The organism is Pseudoalteromonas sp. S2721, from assembly GCF_005887425.1.
GTDB lineage: Bacteria > Pseudomonadota > Gammaproteobacteria > Enterobacterales > Alteromonadaceae > Pseudoalteromonas > Pseudoalteromonas simplex.
In genome coordinates this window covers 198400-216500 of sequence record NZ_PNCZ01000012.1, presented here as the reverse complement: position 1 = coordinate 216500, position 18101 = coordinate 198400, and the positions used below count along the sequence as shown (strand labels likewise).

Below are 18101 nucleotides of genomic sequence, written 5' to 3'. Positions count from 1 at the left end.
ATCAATGTCATCAACATCGAGAGCATCATCAAGCTCATCTTCATCGATTAAATCGTCTGAGCTAGGTTCTTCTGCTGGCGCTTCTTCTTGAACTTCATCTAATAGTGAGTCAATGTCATCAACATCTAGCGCATCATCAAGATCATCGTTTTCTAATGCATCGTTAGCTTCAGCGGCTGGCTCTTCTGTTTGTGCTTCATCGATTAAGCTGTCGATATCGAAATCATCTTCATCGATGAGTTCATCCGCGCTTGGTTCTTCGGCTGGCGCTTCTTCTTGAGCTTCATCTAATAGCGAGTCAATGTCATCAACATCCAGCGCATCATCAAGATCGTCGTTTTCTAATGCTTCGTTAGCTTCGGCTGCTGGCTCGTCTGTTTGCGCTTCATCAATTAAGCTGTCAATATCGAAATCATCTTCATCGATTAGTTCTGCTTCAACGTTAGTTGTTGAGGCATCATTATTTTCATCGAGTAAGTCATCAATATCGTCTAGGTTTACATCTTGATTAGAATCCGTGCTGTTTTGCTCATCAATTAAGCTATCAATGTCAAAATCATCTTCAGCGTCATCTTCTGCGAGCTCTTCACTAAGCGCTGCCATTTCATCATTAGCGTTATCTAACGAGTCACCTTCATCAGTATCAAATAGGTCATCAATGTCATCAGCACTTAAAATATCACCCGATGAATCTGCTGGAGACTGTTCACTATCTAGGTCTATTTCATCACCTAAACTGTCGTCATCGGTTTGATCGAAATCTTGCTGTAAAAATGCATCTAAATCATTATCGTCAGCGCTATTAGATGAATCATCGCTAAACTCAATATCATCACTTAAAAGCCCTTCTAGCTCATCTTGATTTAAAACACTGTCATCTTCATCGAAACTATCATCAATGCTGTCGTCAAAAATGATGTCATCATCTGGCAGCATGTCTTGGTCTAAGTCGTCATCTAAACGCACACTCAAGTCATCATTGTCTTCGACTGGATCAGGAACTAGTGGATCAGTTTCTATAATTGGTTCTAAATCATCATCAGGATTATAACTTGGGCTTTGAGGTAAAAATTCATCGTCATCGCTGGCATCTGTATCATCATTGGCGCTGTTGCGTTTTTTCAAAAACATCACAACGGCAGCAATGATCAGTAATGCCGGAATAAACATTAATGCACCGAGAACAAATGGGTTGCTCAGTAAACTCGAAAAACTAAACCCACTGTCCTCTTCAATCTTTTTTGCTCTTTGCTGCTCTATGATTTCATTTTGTTTAGTGATCAGTTCTTTTAGCTGCTTTTGAATTTCACTGTCTTGACCAAGCTGATCGCGAACGGTTTCAAGCTCTTTAGAAATACCACTCAATTGTTTTTTGAGTTTGTTGTTCTCAGCTAAGATTTCTTCAACATTTTCAACCGACGATTTAAACTGCTTTTGAAGCTCGACTAGCTGCGTACCCTGCTCTGTTTTAATGGTGTTGATTTCTTGCTTAAGCTCTTGCTTTGCTTCGTCTACATCAACTTTACGGGCTTGGGTTACTTTCTTTTGCGATTCATTAATTTCAGCAGTAGTCAGGGTGCCGTTTTTCTTTTTCTCCCATAGCTCATCATCTTGTTCAGAACGTGCTTTTGCTAACGTTGGATTGACCGCGCGCATTTCAGCAATTGTTGGGATTTTTAGGTATGCGCCATCGCGCATATGGTTAAGGTTTTGGTCTAAAAATGACGATGGGTTTTTGTCATACAGAGCTTGCATGACCTGATAAATACTTACAGAGTTGTCAGGGCGAATTTTAGCGGCAATGCGCCACAGTGTATCGGTCGGCTTGATCGGACCAATTGAGCGCCCCTGCGCACCATAATCGACACCTTTAGGGCCTTTAAGTGTGGTGCCTTCATCAGAGTATGTCGGTGTTACCACCAATGCAGACGCTAATATGAAGAGTGTTGCTAAACCGCGCATGCTGATCCTTTATGTTTTAAATGTTAACGCAGCAACCTTGGTTGCTTAAACATCAAGTAATTCTTGCAGAATTGATTCTTAATTATGTTTTCTTGCAAGCTCTATTCCAGCTGCAAACTATAACTTAGTTGCCTTGCAATATCTATTGCAACACCTTGATAGTAAATAGCTTAAATAATAGCGGCTGAGAGGCTTTTTTATTGTTATCGTTAAGTTTATACGCTTTTACAGCGTATGCGGCAATAATTTGGCAGTGAATTCACAAAAAAAGCGGCAAATTGCCGCTTTTCTTAAATTTAGCTCAGCTTAAATCATCAGATTTATAAATAATTTGCGATAAGCTCTTCAGCAATCTGCACACTATTTGTTGCCGCACCTTTGCGCGTATTATCGCTAACAACCCACATGTTTAAACCATGTGGGTGCGAAATATCAGCACGTAAACGCCCTACGTATACTGTATCGTTACCACTTGCATCTGATACTGCTGTTGGGTAATCGGCTAAGTCTTCAATAAACTCTACACCAGGTGCATCGTTTAATAGCTGCTTCACATGTTCGATATCTACTGGCATACGCGTTTCAATATTAATCGCTTCACTGTGACCAAAGAACACGGGAACACGAACACAAGTAGGATTAACCACAACACTGTTATCACCTAAGATTTTTTGTGTTTCGTTGACCATTTTCATTTCTTCGCGGGTATAACCGTTATCTTCAAAGCTGTCGATTTGTGGGATCACGTTAAAAGCAATTTGTTTAGGGAAAACGGCATTATCCATCGGACGCGCATTCATTAAGTTTGCTGTTTGCTTGGCTAGTTCATCAACGGCTTCTTTACCCGCACCCGATACAGCTTGATAAGTTGATACGTTAATACGGTCAATGCCATAAGCATCATAAATTGGCTTTAGTGCCACCAGCATTTGAATCGTTGAGCAGTTAGGGTTTGCAATGATGTTGCGGTTTCTGAAATCCGCTAAGCTTGATGCATTCACTTCAGGAATAATGAGTGGCACATCGTAGTCATTACGAAAGTGTGAGGTATTATCAATTACCACACAGCCTGCGTCCGCCGCAATCGGTGCGTATTTTTCAGAGACACTGCCGCCTGCTGAAAATAAACCAATGTGAGCTTGGCTAAAATCAAACTCTTCAACATCGATTACTTCAATGCTCTCACCGCGAAATTGAATTTCTTCACCAGCACTACGGCTGCTTGCGAGTAAAAATAATTGGTCTACCGGAAACTTACGATCTTCTAACGTTTCGATAATCTGACGACCCACTAAACCTGTGGCACCTAATACGGCTACATTAAATTTTTGCGACATGTGTTTTCCTCTTTTGAATAAAGCAAATGGCTTTATTCGTTAATTCTAAATCCCAGTGCAGCTAATGCGCCTTCGCATGCACTGTTGGCAGCCACCGACAACGTACTAAACTCGCGTCGTGGCGGGTAATTCTTACGTAAACTATCAAAGCCTTCGCTTGCTAATTTACTGCGTAAAATGCCATCGTCGCTACGCACATCATAAATTAAGTGCACCAAGCGACCTATATCGTCTAGGTTAAAGGTTTCACCAAGCGTGACAGAATGGCTAATTGGCTCTGGTAAAAAATCGTCCAGCGACTTAAGCGCTGCGATGCCTTCAAGCTCACATACTTGCTGATACAGCATTTGTGTACCGCGGGCTTTGCCTTCAAGTGTATGCCCTGCAATATGCACGCTGGCATAACGTACATAATCAAGCAGAGGTGTCAGTATATTGGGTTCGTTTTCCCAAACATCAAGCACACAATCTAATTTTGCGCCTTGCTCAAACAATGCTAGCAATGCTTGGTTATCAATCACATCACCACGACTTGCATTGATAATCGTCATGCCCGGCTTAAGTGCTTTTAAGCGTGTTTCGTCTAGCATGTGCAAGGTTTTATGTGGCCCTTGTTTAACCAATGGCACGTGAAAAGTCACAATATCAGCTTGGGCTAGTAATGTGTCTAACTCAATATGCTCTGCAAGCTCACCGGCTTCATGTTTTGGTGGATCACATAACAATACATTCATGCCTAGCAAGCTTAACTTATCACGTAAACAGCTACCTATACTGCCAACACCTACTATGCCGATGGTTTTGCCTTGTAACGAGCTGGCATTTTCTTGGCTCAAGGCATACAAGCAGCTAATAACATATTCAGCAACCGCCACAGCATTACAACCTGGTGCGCTGCTAAATGCGATATTTCGCTCAGCAAGTAACTCGGTATCAATGTGATCAACACCTATGGTTGCTGTGCCCACAAATTTTAATTTATCTGCTTGAGTGAGTAAGGCTTTATCTACATTGGTAACAGAGCGGGTTAACAAGATATCGACCCCGACCAGCTGCTCGGGTTGAAGATTACGGCCATCAAATCGCTCAACATCACCAAAATCGGCAAAGTACTGCTCAACCAATGGCATATTTTGATCTGCAAGAATTTTCATTTGTGTGTCCGAGAGGCAGAAAGTGGCGCTATTGTAGCGAATTTATCAGTATTCGGATAGGTAACAACTAAGACTTTATAACAAATGAAAAAGCCGAGCTATTGCTCGGCTTTAAGCAAATACTGGAGAGGTTTAACCTTTATATTTGCTCATTACTAATGTGGCGTTAGTGCCACCGAAACCGAAGCTGTTAGACATAACTGTATTTAGTTCAACGTCTTTACGCTCAGTTACAATATTTAGACCTTCAGCTTGCTCATCTAGTTCATCAATGTTGATAGATGGAGCAACAAAGTTATGCTCAAGCATTAATAGCGAGAAGATTGCTTCATGAACGCCTGCTGCACCTAGAGCGTGACCTGTCATCGCTTTGGTTGCACTGATCATTGGCGAGTTACCACCAAATACTTCTTGAATAGCGCCAAGCTCTTTCACATCACCAACAGGTGTTGAAGTACCGTGAGTATTTAAGTAATCAATACCGCCTTCAAGATCTTGCATTGCTTGCTTCATACAACGTACAGCGCCTTCACCTGATGGAGCTACCATGTCGTAGCCGTCAGACGTTGCACCGTAACCAGTGATTTCTGCATAAATGTGCGCGCCACGAGCAAGTGCATGCTCAAGCTCTTCAACAACAACGATACCGCCACCACCAGAGATAACGAAACCGTCACGGTTTGCATCGTATGTACGTGATGCTTTCTCTGGTGTTTCATTGTACTTAGTAGACAATGCACCCATTGCATCGAATTCCATTGCTAGCGTCCAGTGAAGCTCTTCACCACCACCTGCAAAGATTACGTCTTGCTTGCCTAATTGAATTTGCTCAACCGCGTGACCGATACAGTGTGCAGATGTCGCACATGCAGAGCTTAGTGAGTAGTTAACACCTTTAATTTTAAATGGTGTTGCAAGACACGCCGAAGTCGTGCTCGCCATAGTACGTGGTACCATGTAAGGACCAACACGTTTTACGCCTTTTTCACGTAAAATGTCAGCCGCTTCAACTTGCCATTTAGATGAACCACCACCTGAACCCACTAATAAACCAGTGCGCTCGTTTGAAACTTGATCTTCACTAAGGCCAGCATCTGCAATCGCTTGTGACATTGAGATGTATGCGTATGCCGCTGCATCGCCCATAAAGCGCATAGCTTTACGATCAACAAACTCTTTAACATCAATATCGATTTTGCCAGATACGTTACTACGTAGGTTGTAGTCAGCAAACTCTTGGTTGAACGCGATACCACTACGGCCTTGTTTTAATGATTCTAATACTTCTTCTTTGTTGTTACCGATGCTTGAAACAACACCGATGCCCGTAATAACGGCTCTTCTCATGGGTAATTACCTTAGCTCTATACTAAATTGTGTTCTATTTTACGCTGAAATTACTTTCGAAGTGGTCAGCTTTCTAGCGTACACATGTACTCTGAATGTCTAGCTTATAAATAACGCCAGACTATTTCAAAGAAAACACGTAAAATAATGAAAAAAGTTTGTAGTTAATTAGTTAAACCATGATCAAAAACGCACATATTCATTTTAATCACCTTGGTACCCCTGTCGCCGATCAGTTTGACGATGTTTATTTCTCTAATGACGATGGCTTAGCCGAATCACATTATGTGTTTTATCAACAAAACCATATCCCGCAACGATTACAAAATCATGACCGTAACCACTTTGCGATTGCTGAAACAGGCTTTGGTACGGGGCTTAACTTTTTAAATACCTGGCAGCACTTTGCTGCTCACCTTGATAGGCAGCATGCAGAGCAAGAAGTTCAAAATCAACCCGACCATAGTGGTAAAAAAAGTGTTACCCGCCTGCACTTTATCTCTTTTGAAAAATTTCCTATTAAGCGTGATGACCTTGCTCAAGCACTCAAAGCTTGGCCTAGTTTAAGCAAGTATAGTGAGCAACTAATTGCTCAATACCCAATTAATTTAGCCGGCTGTCATCGCCTTGAATTTGCAGGCGGAAAACTAATACTCGACCTTTACTTTGGTGACGTGCAAGACAGCATTGACGCCATGAGCTACCCAAGCGAAGGAATTGTTGATGCTTGGTATTTAGATGGCTTTGCACCAAGTAAAAACCCAGATATGTGGCAACAGAGTTTGTTCAACAAAATGCGTGCTATCTCAAGATCAAATGCCACACTCGCCACTTTCACTGCCGCAGGCTTTGTAAGAAGAGGGCTCATCGAAGCTGGCTTTAGCATGAGTAAAGCAAAAGGTTATGGTAAAAAGCGCGAAATGCTGATTGGCGAGCTCACTGAGCCTAATGAGCAACAGTCAGGGCCAGTGTATTTTGCACATCAGCAAAGTGAACTGAGTAATGTGGCTGTTATTGGCGGTGGTATTGCCAGTAGCAGTGTACTGTATTCACTAGCAAAAAGAGGCCTAAAAGCCACGCTTTTTTGCCAAGATGAAGCACTTGCCATGGGCGCTTCTCACAATGTACAAGGGGCTGTTTATCCGCATTTGCAAGCGAAGAACTCACCGCACAGTGAAATGTTTGCTCATAGTTTTTTATATGCGATGCGTCTTTACCAACAATTACTTAATGATGGTTTTGACTACCCTCATCAGTGGTGTGGCGTATTACAGCACGCGGTTAAACAAGGTCTAGCTGATAAACATCAAAACCTTGCCGATAAAGAACTTTGGCCAGCTGAATTAATGCGTAATGTAAGCGCTGAAGAAGGCGACGAAATTGCCGATGTAGAAACGGGCTACTCAGGCGTATTCTTTGCAAAAGGCGGCTGGGTAAATCCACCAGCCCTGGTTACAGCACTCTTTAATGCGGCAAATTCGTTAACTGCCACTACCAATAATAAAATGGACAGTCACTTTAATTGCCATATTGAAAAACTCGAAAAAACGGCTGACGGCTGGTTACTACACAGCAAAGAGCAAACATTCGGGCCATTTAGCGATGTGATTAATTGTGCAGGTGAACACAGTGACCAGTTTAGCCAAACTCAAGCTCTACCTGTTGTTGGTGTGCGCGGCCAAGTCTCGCATGTGCAAGCAAGCGAGCAGTCAAAACGCTTAAAGACTGTGCTTTGCCATAAGGGCTATTTTACTCCTGAATATCAGGGCCATCATTGCATGGGCGCGACCTTTGAAAAAAACTCAAAAAGCCGTGAAGTTAAAGAGCAAGACAACCACATCAATCGCGAACAACTGTTAAGTTTTTACACAGACAGCGAGTTTGCAACGACCTTAGGTGAGATAACAGCCGCGAAAGCAGCTGTAAGGTGTACCTTCATTGACCATCTACCTATGGCTGGTGAATGGGCTGAACAAAGTGATTATGTAAGCGCGTTTGCTAATCTTCGCTTGGGCAAGCGTTATCAGTACCAAACGTTAACAAAACCTCAGCAAGGCTTGCATGTACTCACAGGCTTTGGCGCAAGAGGGCTGTGCAGTGCCCCCCTTTGTGCTGAACATTTAATTGCTTGTTTAAACAATGAACCAAGACCATTTAGTGAACGCGTGAGTCAAGCTATTCACCCCGCCCGCTTTATTGTTCGTGACCTAATTCGTAATAAAATTTAAGGGGCTAAAAAGCCCCTTTTGATTAATTACTTAATCGCTCAACTAGCTCTACGCGCCGGTTTAACTGACGACCCAAATCATTTTTATTATTGGCAGCTGGCGCATAAGGGCCTACACCATAACCAATTAAGCGCGACTCTTTAATGCCGTATTGACTCACGAGCGCTTTAACAACTGCTTTAGCTCGTTTAGATGACAACCCTAAATTATATTCTGGGCTACCTTTATCATCAGTATGACCAACAACGTACAAGTTTAAGCTGTTATTTTTATTTAAAACATCCGCAATCACTTTTAATGACTCGGCTGACTCAGGTTTAATGTCTGATTTATCATGATCAAAGTAAATGCCATAAATGGCTGCTTTACCTTTTTGCTCGAGCTGCTTTAACACTTGGTCCGGATTGGTTTTAACTAAATCTCCTTGCAAAGGCTCTGTTCGAATTATAACAAGTTGCACTCGCGTAGTGCCTTGGTAATTGCCAACAAAGAATGCGACATAGGTTGTTTGATTTTCTGTGGTGCTTTTCATTAACTGATAGCGCGGCTGACGATAATAGTTATAAACTTGTTTTACCGACAAGTGATCACCAAGTGCTTGTATTGCCTTACGGTCGTCACCACATGCTTGACGTTCGCAACTAAAAACCGTTTCAAAGCCTTCTTTTGTTAAGGCAGACACATAGTTATGAAAAACCTTAAGGGTTGATACTTTTCTAATTTCATAAGTAATACGAGTAATATCACCAGTCACATCTTCAACAGGTAGCGCTTTGTTCTTACGGTTAAATATTCCTGTTGGTAGTGAAAATTCTTCGTAATCAATTTGCTCGTAGTCTTCAATAAAACTACCAGGATAACGGCTAAGTAATGGATGATCGCTTGAGCCTCTAATATCGTCTTTAGGTGCTTTGGTAACTGGATTTGATTGCTGTTTTGCAAAAGCAGCTGTATTGGCTTGTATTAGACCTGTTTCAAGCTCCTTAATCGCAATTGAGCTACTCATAACACGCGTTTTACTGTTGTACTGGCCAACAAATAACGACACTGCAAATTCAGGCTTTTCACCTTTAGTGGCAAGCAGATAATAAGGCTTACGATGATAATTATAGAGCTGAAAGTAACCGACTTCCTCTGCAAAATCACTGCTGTCACCGCAAGCATCTAGCTGACAAGAATAAACAATATTAAAGCCATCTGTGAGTAGAGCGTGTTTATAGTTTTCAAATACTTTGAGAGTGGCAACATTGTTTATTTCGTACAAAGTGTGGTTAACATCGCCAATAAAGTCTGTGTAACTAAATCGCTCTGCTGACTTTTTACTGCCATCAAACTGGCTCATTAATTTTGTCTGTTCGCCACTGAGTTTAACCGATTTTTCAACATCACTATTTGGGTAAGGCGATAGCCATTGATTAGCAGATACCGCATTGCAAAATGCTAATGTTATCACCACCAAAAGATTAAAATATATTTTCACTTTAAGTCCTTTTAATTGAGTTTGTACCTAATTCAATACTATGCCAAATAATACTTTTTTATTCAAAGTTTGCTTGTACCCCTTTAAAAATAAATCCACACCCCAAGGTCTTTAGTTACACAGCAATTAGAAGGAGTTTGATATGAAGACCTTAATCATTGGCGCAACGGGCCAAATAGGTAAAATGACCACCGAAAAAATGCTGGCAAGTGGCCATGACGTAGTGGCTCTGGTTAGAGACAAAAGCAAACTGACTGCGCTTGAAAGTAATCATTTAACGATTGTAGAGCAAGACCTCGAAAACGATTTTAGTCGTGCCTTCGAAGGGGTTGAACAAGTAATTTTTAGTGCTGGATCTGGTGGTGCAACAGGTGCAGATAAAACCTTACTGATAGATTTATGGGCCGCAGTTAAAGCGATTAATTATGCGGTAGATGCCAAGGTTAAGCACTTTATTATGGTGAGCTCAATCGGTGCTGATGCCCCAGACAAAATTGAAAGCAGTATAAAACCGTATTTAGTTGCAAAGCACATGGCTGACCAACATTTAATCAATAGCGAATTAAATTACAGCATTGTCAGACCTGGCACGCTATTAGATGATGCAGCAACGGGGCGATTAACCACCACGCGCCCTGCAACGCGCCAAGATGCGGTTATCAACCGTGAAGATGTAGCAAATACCCTGCTATACCTTGCTGAACATACACCGAAAAAACCACAAGTGTTTGAATTATTTAATGGTGATAAGTCAATCGATGAGTTATTTCCTGCTAATTAATAGCAAAGCTTATCCCCTGCCACGCAAGTTGCAGGGAAAGCACTGTTAACACTAAACGAAAAATCTTTTTAAATTTATCTGACGAAATGCGGTGCAATAACTTAAGGCCAAGCCAAGTGCCTAAAGCACCGCTCAATATCATGAGCATAACCAGCGGCAACCACTGCCAAAATGCAAACCCCACAGCCCCATATAAAATCGCTTTTAAGGTATGTTGTACTGTCATGCAGCTTGAAAAAGTGGCGGTAAATTTAAGCTTATTATAATTATTGACATATAAGCAGCTGCCAACCAATGGCCCACTTGCCCCTACAAACATCGAAATAAACGTGGTCCAAAGCCCTGCGAGAACGCGCCATAACTTTGAGGTTTCTCTGAGCTTTGGCGTCACACCCCATAGTAAATAAAGCACAAAGGCAGCGACCACTATTTTCATTAATTCAAGGGGAATTGATGTGACAATCGTTGAGGCAACCAGCGCTCCTATGACTCCCCCTAATGAAAAGTACACAAACATAGCGCCATCAATATGTTTAAACGTGAACAAAAAGCGGTTTGCATTAGAGCCTAACTGCACTAACCCATGGACAGGGATAACCACACTCATAGGAAGCATAGATGCCATGATCACCAGCAGCATTAAGCCGCCACCCGCACCAAAAGCCGCTGAAATCATTGAAGTAAAGCCCGCAACCACAATGAGCATTATAGTGCTGATCGGACTTAATAAATCTCCACCCAAAAACTGCCAACTGATCAAATCCATTGTTACGCTTTAAATAGTGTGTTTGATGTAACGCTACCATGACTCACCACTATTAGCGATATATTGGAAAATAGTTTCGACTAAAAGACCATATCAACCAAAAGAGAAGTGCCCCTAAATTCACAACTGGTCAGACTTGTGGTTTATTTTGTTAAACCTATGGGTTATAACTATGCCCACAACACAATAAAATTAAAGGCACAGCATGACACTGATGAATGTAAGTACACAAGGATCTGTTGCTATCTTAACTATGACAACAGCTGAAAATCGCCATAACCCTGCTTTTGCTGAGGCTTTTTTAAATTGCCTAGACGAAATCGAACGTAATCCTGAACACAAAGCACTGGTGATCACTTCAAGCAGCGAAAAGTCATGGAGCTTGGGCATAGATACCGATTGGCTTATGCCCGCATTAAAAGCACAAAAATTTGCAGAAGTAAGTGGCTTTATGCACTCGATGGATGCGGTATTTAAACGCCTATTACTCTTCCCAATGCCAGTAATTGCAGCAATTAATGGCCACGCGTTTGGTAATGGCGCCATTTTATCGTGTGCTTGCGATTTTAGGTTTATGCAAAGCGACCGTGGTTTCTTCTGCTTTCCAGAAGTTGACTTATCAATCCCGTTTTTACCGGGCATGCTCGCCTTTATTAAAAAAGCCATTCCAGACTATCGTTTTAACGAGATGATGCTAACAGGCCGCCGCGTTACCGCAGGCGAACTTGCCACGGATCATGTTATCGAACAAGCTTGCCCAAACAGCGAAGCCTTGTTAAATACCGCCCTCGAATTTGCCAGCCAGTTCGATAAAAAACGCGCGATTTTCGCCGAGCACAAAAAGCGCCTACACAAACACATCATCGACACCATTGATATAGAAAACAAACCGATCATTGATGCCGTTCAGTTGGTTGTTTAATACCAAAGAAATTAGAAATCCACCTCCCCTTCAAAGTTTGGAGGGGTTTAACCAATACCTTCACCAGCTCTCAGCCTTATCTATAATGAAAGAATAAAAGTCTATTTTTCAAATGGTTGAATACATACAAAGAAGAATGGGAAATTTCAGAGTTGCAAACATTAACATTAAAACTACACTTGTAACCAACCTTTAAATACATAGCTATTCATGAAGTCTCGAAGCTGTTAGCTAGTTTCATTTACTCATGGAGGAGTTATGGCACTTCATATTTTCAACTTCGATGGCACAGGCAATGAGCCAGAAGACGCCCTGCAAATCGTCAAAAAAGGCAAAAAAGAAGACGATAATATTACCAATATTTTGAAGTTTCATTTCATGGCAGGTGGTAATCTTCATGATGATGAGAATAAAGGCCTATCAACACACAGTAAGGTCGAAAGCTGCTTTTATTACCAAGGTGTTGGAACCTATGGTAACTGGTGGTCTCGGTTAATTAATCAGGGGATATCTCCTGAAAAAAAAGACGTCGGAACAATTTTGATAAAAGCGATTAATGACTTTAATCGAGTTTATCAAAAAGGCGATCAAATTATTGTTACAGGTTTTTCAAGAGGGGCAGCCTTAGCCCGCCGTTTTTGCTCTAAAATTATTGAAAAATCCCCCTTATTAAATAAACAAACAGTACCTTTTGTTTATTTAGCAGTATTTGATACCGTGGCTAGCATTGGCTTGCCTAATTTAAGTAAAGCTGAACGCCCTGACTATGAAGTTGTTTTTGAAGATGGGCATACTATTTCAAAAATAATCAAACAAGCTACTCACCTCGTCAGCTTAGATGACAAACGTAAAGCATTTCAACCAACACTAATGAACTATGAAGAAAACCGAATCACTGAGTTATGGTTTGCAGGTGCCCATAGTGATGTCGGTGGAGGTTATTATCGTGATGGCTTATCAGATTTAACGCTTTCTTATCTGATCAATTGGATTGCATACCAAGTTAAAAAGTTTGACTTGCTAGATCCTGAATTAAAAATGCCTTCAGAGAAAGCGCTTCAAAAGGCGTTACCATTAAGGTTAAAAAACATGATTGGACTTGATGATCTCCAAAGAGAAGCAACTGCTCTCGGTAAAAATCATCAACAAGATCGCTGGCCAATTGTTGACTGGCTCACTCTTGAGGATCGCGTCTGTTGTGTAATAGATAAAGATAAGCTATCGAGTAAGCATAAACCTGTTATTCATAACTCAATTACCGAACGAATTGCATTCGACAAAGATTACCGCCCTAAGTCATTATTAAACGTCTCGCACAATGTATTCTTTGCCTTTAAAGACGAGCCAATAAATGGCTTCGGAGTTAAAAGTTATTGCAATAACCCAAGACCAGTATGGTTTGCATTGGAGGTTAATGAATCAATAGAAATAGAAGTTGATTCTGCAAAACTATTTAATCACTCAGGCATTTTAGTGGAAGCTGGTGAAGTCTATTTAATTACCACTGAAGCAGACGATGTTTGGAGCGATGGCAGCATTAAATGTAATGCCGATGGTTGGAATACCGAAACTGTCCAGCTTGGTTTCGTGGAGCTAACAATCAAGCTTGCTCGCAGGTTAAAGCGAGTTAAATCAGCTGACTGGTTTACTTTATGCTGCTCTGTTGGAAGAGATGATAACCAAGCAAAAGTAATAGGCTGTAATGGCGAGTTTAAAGCCAGAAAAGATGGCGAACTCACCTTTTTTGCTAACGACATTAAGTCAAGAATGGCCAATAACGTTGGTTTTATAACAGTGAAAGTTTTGAGAGTTAACTAATCACGATTTTTCAGACTCTTACTCCCTAGTTCAGCAAGAAGGTTGTCAATATGTTAATTAAACACAAAAGAATGGTTCTGCTCTTTTTCGTAACACCTCTCCTTTTTTCTTTCGATTCTTTTGCGAATGAAAATAACAAGGAGAGCAGTGCCTTGCTCGAAAAACTGATAAAAGAACAAGATTTTTATAAAGAATATAAAATTTTGATAATTCCAAAAGGGAAATTAAATAATGAAGCAATACTTTTGCCCGACCAAATTAAGTCTCTTGATTTTAAATCACTAACAAAGAACTCCAATATATGTGTTGGCTGCGACCCAGATAAGATGGTCGTCCCTAGCTTGCCTCCATTGATTCCGTCTCCATCGCCAACAATAAAGCCATTTAATATTAAAGACTTTTGTAAAAGATACCCTAAGTACAAGGCCTGTAAGGAGAACCAAAATGAAAACTAATTTATACTTAATCTTGTTTTTTCTAATGCTTTTCAACTCCAGCTTCTTAATGGCTTCTGAATCTGCAGATCCTTTCGAAAAGATTGCAGCCGCAGAGTTAGATTATCAGTATGAAACGCTTAAGAGTGAAACTGAAAACCTATCTATTAATGTAAGCTTAAAAAGAGAGTTATTACTTCACCAAAAAAAGTTAATGACCGTAACTGAAGAAGCTTATGAACTACAGTATTGGATGACTATAGGTATTTTTATTATTGTTACTCTTCTTGTACTTGGTGGTTTTTACCTTTCGTACTTGCAATTTAAATTAAAAACTCAACAACCAGAGAGTTCAAGTAATGCTACCTTCAAGATAGGTAAAACAGGCATTGAATTTAGCTCTTCAGTGATAGGTTTAATGATTTTATTTATGTCATTTTTATTCTTCTACTTATATGTAAATGATGTATACAAAATTCAGGTACAAGCAACCCCTATAGTTAGTGAACACTAGAATGCTCTGGATACAAAAACATCTAGATATGCCATAAAAAATATTAATCTTGAGTGACAAATTAAGCGAAAAATATATTAAACACTTTATTCAATGCTTACAAGATTTAAGAAAGTGTAAAGCAAATAATTGTTATACGATATTTTAAACTGATTTCTTATTTGTTGTACGTACTTTCAGTGCGTTAGATACGGAATATCTTTGGTAACAAATCAAGAGGAATTACATATGAAACTTTTATCTTCCCTCGACAGAATAGTCCCTGAAAGATTTTTAGCTCCTGTCCAAATAAATGAGTTAATCGATTACATATTCTCAGTTGTCTCTGAAACACAAGAAATTACCTCTAAATTAGAAGATATACGCAATTTGGTATCAAACTCTGAGAACATTTCAATTACTGAAAATGTAAAAAATAAGACCAAGCAATTACTAGCACTCATACCTGCAGAAGAAGCAGATAAGATCAGATCATCTGAAGTTTACAATAAAGCTATCAATGCGCTTGATTTATGGGAAGAGTTAAACTCACCTATCGGTGAACAGGTTCAAAGTTTAAATGAAGAAATCGAATTTTCAAAAGCACATAGTTCTACGATAAATTGGGTCGATATAGGTTTGAATGTCAATGCAACTGCTTCATTTTACCTTTCACTTTTACAAAAAGATAAACTAAAAAAATTACCTGGAGCACCCACCCCTGAAAAGTATTGTGCAGTCAATCATGATGCTCGTGCCGGATACAAAGTAGAGGCATCTGCATCGGGTAAGCTTAACTTAATAAAACTGGGTGTAGGCTTAGATAAAGTGGCCAGCATTGAATTTGACTCATATTACCAAGTTGAAGAATCTGTTCCTACACATAATGTTATTTGGAATATGCTGAGAACACAAGTTAGACCTTGGAACTTATCCAATGTAGACACAAAATTATCAAGAGTAACCTTATCTGGGGCAACTGAAGGCTACAAAGCTTTCTCAATTAAAGCAGCGTCTGGATTGGTATTGTCAGGTGAGTTAGGTATTGGAAAGTCCCTTGCTACTTCGACAGATATAGATGGAAAGCTCATTAATATACAGGCAACTACTGGGGTTACTATGACTCGAAGTCAAGAACTCAGAGGTGACTTAGAATTTATTGTTTACCGCAATACCCAACAAAAATTAGAAATCCTATTAACAATACTTGAAGAAAACCAACATCAAAACTCCTTTAAAGCTGCAATTGATGCTGAAATAAAAGGGATGGATGCATTGGCGAGACAATATGTAGATATTTTACTCGGCAAAGGCAATGAATTAGTAAAGTATTTGGAAGAGAATAGCAACTTAGGACAAAGCCTACTTGATAGAATCACAGGACAAGTCAGTGAAGATAAGTGGTATAAGCCAATTGCAAAACTCCTATTTGGACAAGAAGACATAGATACCGTTACTAAAAGCCTTATTGATACTCAATTAAAAGCTGAAGTCGATAAAAAAATAATCTCTACTCAAGTTGATGCAAATGAATTAGCTCAAAAAATCATTTTGCAACTTTTAGGAATATTTGATTTAGATGAAGCAATTACTACAACTGATAAAGGCAAAGAACTCGCAGAAAAAGCTGAGGATTACCTTTCTATAAAAATTAAAGAAATACAAAAAAAATTATCGCAAAACGCAGAAAAATTCGAAAAAATGGTAAAAACTGCTACCAAAGAAAAGCTTAGCCCCCTAGCAGTATTTGGAGAAGAAGTAGCGAACTCTTTAAATTCATTTGACCAGAATGCACAAAATAATTTTGACCGTGTCATTACCAAATATCAGCAGTTTAAAAATAATATCCTTTCTAAGCTTGAAAAAGCTGCAAATATCAAGCTTGGATTGAGTCTTGAATCAAATAAAGCTCAGTTTTCTTCTGAGCTTCATAAATTGAAAATAATCATAAACACACTAACTCCTCAGGTCGAAGAAATGTATTGCTGTATGGCTGTAGGTGATTCGAAAAAGGCTTCTGTTTTAATAGAAACACTCTCAAAAGAGAAAGTTATCGAGGTCATAGCACTAACAACTAGATTAGAAACTATTTTGAACAGTAATACACGATTAGGTCTAAGCATAATAGGCTATGATCTAAATAAAATTAAAGATGTAAACTCTGATCTGGTAATTGATGTAGACACTAACGGTAATCTGTACGTAAAACATGAATACAGGGTTAAAGCTACCGCCAGCGGTTTAAGCGAGTGTAGAGAGGCTAATCTAAGTATTTTGTTGGGAGTAGCACAAGCTACCCAAGACCCTAATTTTAGCGGTGCTATTGGGCTTGAGTATGCGAATGTAGATAACAAACTTCATGATGTATCGGAACTAAGAGACTTCTTCGCTTCATTAGATTTATCTAATAACCCAAGGGCTAGAAACCTACCTATTAATATTCCAACTATTGTATCGAAAAGTGCAATTTCATCGGCGGTGGAAAAATATACTTTAAAATTGAATGGGCCGTACACGCAAAGCAAAATCTCAATGTCGATGCAATCCGGAAAAGAAGTATTTCGTCAATTTGAGACGTTAAGCGGACGAAAGCTGTTTCAAAAGGCTGTAGTTTACCTAGCTTACTTAATAAAAACGAATAAGATTGTATACAACGGTATATTAAATATATTGATGCTTTACCCTCAAGTTGATGAGCGTTTTGGTGACTTTAATAACCTATTTAATCATTTATTTGAAGGTGAGGATGGAACATCTATCAATATAAAACAAATAAAAACCGAACTAAGTAAATTGAATGATTATAAATTTTATTTAGCGAATATAAGAGATGTAGGTTATGGGGCACATAAATTTGAATCATGGCTTGGCATCCAACGCCAACTTGAAAAGATAGGCGCAGCTGCGATGGCCTTAAAAAGGTTTCCTGCCACACTTTCAAAAATAAGGGAATCAATAAATTTATTTGAAGCTAGTTCAGCCCAAGAAAACGCAATAAAAGATTTGAATGATAGGTTATTATTTCTCTCTAACACACTGGAAAAAGACTTAGATTATTGGATTGATGTAAACGGGATATTAAAAAATGCATTTGATGACTTTTGGTCAAAATTAGGCTGGGGCACCGCAGGGATCAATACCCGGTTACTGTTGTTATTTCTACTTTTAGAAGATGCCATTGAACTAGAAACACCACTGTTTTTAACATTAATTACATTATCTAATGAATCTGGGGAACGAGTAGTAATAAGAGTATGAGTCTTTGAAATTGTCATAACTCTTCTACGTATTAGCTGGTTTCAGAACAGAACATACGCAATAAAAAAGGCTGCTCTGAGAGCAGCCTTTTTCATATTTGGTGGAGCTGGGGTGAGTCAAA

13 protein-coding genes are annotated in these 18101 nt (G+C 39.6%); 7 read left to right on the top strand and 6 right to left on the bottom strand.

The genetic code is table 11. The features are described from left to right. From CWC02_RS06250 to fabB, 4 genes are all read right to left on the bottom strand, one after another. Positions 1-1962: FimV/HubP family polar landmark protein (locus CWC02_RS06250; RefSeq protein ID WP_283235069.1), on the bottom strand; the 1962-nt coding region annotated here is incomplete at its 3' end. A gap of 320 nt (positions 1963-2282) precedes the next feature. Then, on the bottom strand, positions 2283-3299 hold the full coding sequence (locus CWC02_RS06245) for an aspartate-semialdehyde dehydrogenase (RefSeq protein WP_054551679.1): 1017 nt from the start codon (positions 3297-3299) through the stop codon (positions 2283-2285). A gap of 32 nt (positions 3300-3331) precedes the next feature. Continuing rightward, the gene (locus tag CWC02_RS06240) at positions 3332-4453 is read right to left on the bottom strand and encodes a 4-phosphoerythronate dehydrogenase (protein WP_138617080.1); all 1122 of its coding nucleotides are present in this window, start codon (positions 4451-4453) and stop codon (positions 3332-3334) included. A gap of 132 nt (positions 4454-4585) precedes the next feature. Continuing rightward, the gene (gene fabB / locus CWC02_RS06235; RefSeq protein WP_054561838.1) at positions 4586-5800 is read right to left on the bottom strand and encodes a beta-ketoacyl-ACP synthase I; all 1215 of its coding nucleotides are present in this window, start codon (positions 5798-5800) and stop codon (positions 4586-4588) included. Positions 5801-5979: 179 nt separating this feature from the next. On the opposite strand from fabB, the gene mnmC reads away from it, so the two are divergent. Next, positions 5980-8028: a bifunctional tRNA (5-methylaminomethyl-2-thiouridine)(34)-methyltransferase MnmC2/FAD-dependent 5-carboxymethylaminomethyl-2-thiouridine(34) oxidoreductase MnmC1 gene (mnmC, locus tag CWC02_RS06230; protein ID WP_138617078.1), complete on the top strand. Its 2049-nt coding sequence runs from the start codon at positions 5980-5982 to the stop codon at positions 8026-8028. 22 nt (positions 8029-8050) lie between these two features. Here the strand turns inward: mnmC and CWC02_RS06225 are convergent, their stop codons facing one another. Beyond that, positions 8051-9508 (bottom strand): OmpA family protein, encoded by a 1458-nt coding sequence (locus tag CWC02_RS06225; RefSeq protein WP_138617076.1) that lies wholly within the window; start codon positions 9506-9508, stop codon positions 8051-8053. 142 nt (positions 9509-9650) lie between these two features. Between CWC02_RS06225 and CWC02_RS06220 the strand changes: the two genes are divergently transcribed. Then, complete coding sequence (locus CWC02_RS06220) at positions 9651-10289, top strand: SDR family oxidoreductase (RefSeq protein ID WP_138617074.1); 639 nt, start codon at positions 9651-9653, stop codon at positions 10287-10289. Here CWC02_RS06220 and CWC02_RS06215 read toward each other — a convergent pair. Beyond that, entirely contained in the window at positions 10282-11055 is a 774-nt protein-coding gene (locus CWC02_RS06215; RefSeq protein ID WP_138617072.1) for a sulfite exporter TauE/SafE family protein, read from the bottom strand. The two genes, CWC02_RS06220 and CWC02_RS06215, sit on opposite strands and share 8 nt — an antisense overlap. Positions 11056-11260: 205 nt before the next feature. On the opposite strand from CWC02_RS06215, the gene CWC02_RS06210 reads away from it, so the two are divergent. From CWC02_RS06210 to CWC02_RS06190, 5 genes are all read left to right on the top strand, one after another. Further along, the gene (locus CWC02_RS06210; RefSeq protein WP_138617070.1) at positions 11261-11977 is read left to right on the top strand and encodes an enoyl-CoA hydratase/isomerase family protein; all 717 of its coding nucleotides are present in this window, start codon (positions 11261-11263) and stop codon (positions 11975-11977) included. 258 nt (positions 11978-12235) lie between these two features. Next, a complete protein-coding gene (locus tag CWC02_RS06205) occupies positions 12236-13795 on the top strand; it encodes a phospholipase effector Tle1 domain-containing protein (RefSeq protein WP_138617068.1) in 1560 nt (519 codons plus the stop codon). A gap of 50 nt (positions 13796-13845) precedes the next feature. Next, positions 13846-14250: a hypothetical protein gene (locus tag CWC02_RS06200; protein WP_138617066.1), complete on the top strand. Its 405-nt coding sequence runs from the start codon at positions 13846-13848 to the stop codon at positions 14248-14250. After that, a complete protein-coding gene (locus CWC02_RS06195) occupies positions 14240-14743 on the top strand; it encodes a hypothetical protein (RefSeq protein ID WP_138617064.1) in 504 nt (167 codons plus the stop codon). Before CWC02_RS06200 ends, CWC02_RS06195 begins: the two co-directional genes overlap by 11 nt. A 228-nt stretch (positions 14744-14971) precedes the next feature. Then, positions 14972-17980 (top strand): hypothetical protein, encoded by a 3009-nt coding sequence (locus tag CWC02_RS06190; protein ID WP_138617062.1) that lies wholly within the window; start codon positions 14972-14974, stop codon positions 17978-17980. Positions 17981-18101: the final 121 nt, after the last annotated feature.

Coding starts and splice junctions, on each gene's coding strand:
- CWC02_RS06245 (WP_054551679.1), bottom strand. CDS start 3,299: ATGTCGCAAAAATTTAATGTAGCCGTATTAGGTGCCACAGGTTTAGTG.
- CWC02_RS06240 (WP_138617080.1), bottom strand. CDS start 4,453: ATGAAAATTCTTGCAGATCAAAATATGCCATTGGTTGAGCAGTACTTT.
- fabB (WP_054561838.1), bottom strand. CDS start 5,800: ATGAGAAGAGCCGTTATTACGGGCATCGGTGTTGTTTCAAGCATCGGT.
- mnmC (WP_138617078.1), top strand. CDS start 5,980: ATGATCAAAAACGCACATATTCATTTTAATCACCTTGGTACCCCTGTC.
- CWC02_RS06220 (WP_138617074.1), top strand. CDS start 9,651: ATGAAGACCTTAATCATTGGCGCAACGGGCCAAATAGGTAAAATGACC.
- CWC02_RS06215 (WP_138617072.1), bottom strand. CDS start 11,055: ATGGATTTGATCAGTTGGCAGTTTTTGGGTGGAGATTTATTAAGTCCG.
- CWC02_RS06210 (WP_138617070.1), top strand. CDS start 11,261: ATGACACTGATGAATGTAAGTACACAAGGATCTGTTGCTATCTTAACT.
- CWC02_RS06205 (WP_138617068.1), top strand. CDS start 12,236: ATGGCACTTCATATTTTCAACTTCGATGGCACAGGCAATGAGCCAGAA.
- CWC02_RS06200 (WP_138617066.1), top strand. CDS start 13,846: ATGTTAATTAAACACAAAAGAATGGTTCTGCTCTTTTTCGTAACACCT.
- CWC02_RS06195 (WP_138617064.1), top strand. CDS start 14,240: ATGAAAACTAATTTATACTTAATCTTGTTTTTTCTAATGCTTTTCAAC.
- CWC02_RS06190 (WP_138617062.1), top strand. CDS start 14,972: ATGAAACTTTTATCTTCCCTCGACAGAATAGTCCCTGAAAGATTTTTA.